Consider the following 1,380-nt stretch of genomic DNA (forward strand, 5'->3'; position numbering starts at 1 on the left):
GCCGGTGTTGCCTGCCACGTCGGTGTAGCTGGCCGCTGCCACGGACACCGAGCCGGTGGTTTCCACAGCATCGTCGGCCGTGAAGGTGGCCTGGTAGCTGCTGCCGCTGCCGGAGAAATTGCTCAACGTTCCGCCGCTGACGCTCACATCACTATCGGCAAAACCGGTGACATCTTCGCTGAACTCAAAGGTGACGAGAGAATTGTTATCGCCGTCGTTCAGCGAAGCATCAACGATATCGACTGTCACTGTAGGTGGAGTTGTATCGTAGGGAACGAAAACATATTGTCCATCTACCGCCTTGATACCGTCGGTGCCGTTGACGCTTGTGGCTCTGACACCAAGAGTCGTAACACCCCCCGCCAACAGCGCTTCGATCTCTACCCCTTGATCCTTGCTGTAGCTGTAAGTATAGGTATTACCCGCAGTAAGAAGACTGCTGCCATTATGCTCCGTTCCCGTTAACCCCGTATCGGAAATCTTGTCGTATCCATCCCAGACGATACCAGTCCCATTCATATTGAGACTGTTGTCAGCCTTGGAAAGAACTATATTGCCATCCGCGTTGCTATCGCCATTCGACCACCACAACGCGTTGAGATCCATCGACCCCTTCTTCATATCAACAGTCCACTGATTTGTGACCGTGTTGTAAGAAGCGGTGAACCAGAGAGCCTGGGTAGTGTCGCCGTATTCCCAGGTGTAAGTGCCTTCCTGCAATGCCATGATCAAGACTCCCAATCAACAATTCTATACATACGGCGGCTTCAGGCTTAGTCTGGTACATCTTCTAAGTGGAAATGCTTATTCAATAAGGATTTATCGGTGCCACACGGATAGAGGAACCGCCGTATGTAAATGGTAACAGATTATGTAACGTATGTAACCATTTAGGGGGGCTACGGACTCAACCCAACAAAAAGGACTTGTAGGTTGGGTTGACGTAAGGAAACCCAACTATAGTACGCTTGGATTGACCCAAGGAAACCCAAGAAAAGGTCATGAGAAGCGATCGCCGATTCCGACGGATTTAGGTGTTGGCTGTTGGGTTTCGCTTTCCCCTAAAATTGAGAGGTTTTCTTTAACCTATTGATTCGCTCAACCCAACCTACGGAATTCCTTGAAAAATCCCAACTTAGTAGATTTAGAAAAATGAGATGCACCCTGCCAAATGCTAAATTGTCTCATACTTCATCTTTATGAGAAACGCCGTAACTTACTTTTATAGGTAATACTTTTGATCTAAGTACAGGACAAAAATTGTAGGGAATGAAGAAAATCCCGATGATTAGGCAAAGAAGGGTTAAGAATCAGATGACGAAGATGGTCAAAACCTAAGCGAAAAAGACTCTTAGCACGACGACCGTGTTTCTTGAGGGG

1 protein-coding gene and 1 pseudogene are annotated in these 1,380 nt (G+C 47.8%); both read right to left on the reverse strand.

Annotated features, from left to right (window positions below; translation table 11 throughout):
• On the reverse strand, positions 1-726 hold a 726-nt coding region (locus O9334_RS02970; RefSeq protein WP_287999250.1), incomplete at its 3' end, for an Ig-like domain-containing protein.
• A 516-nt stretch (positions 727-1,242) separates the two neighbouring features.
• Positions 1,243-1,380, reverse strand: a pseudogene (locus tag O9334_RS02975) (IS4 family transposase); the annotation flags it as partial.

The organism is Microcystis sp. LE19-8.1F, assembly GCF_027531715.1.
In the GTDB taxonomy this organism is placed as follows: Bacteria; Cyanobacteriota; Cyanobacteriia; order Cyanobacteriales; family Microcystaceae; genus Microcystis; species Microcystis wesenbergii_A.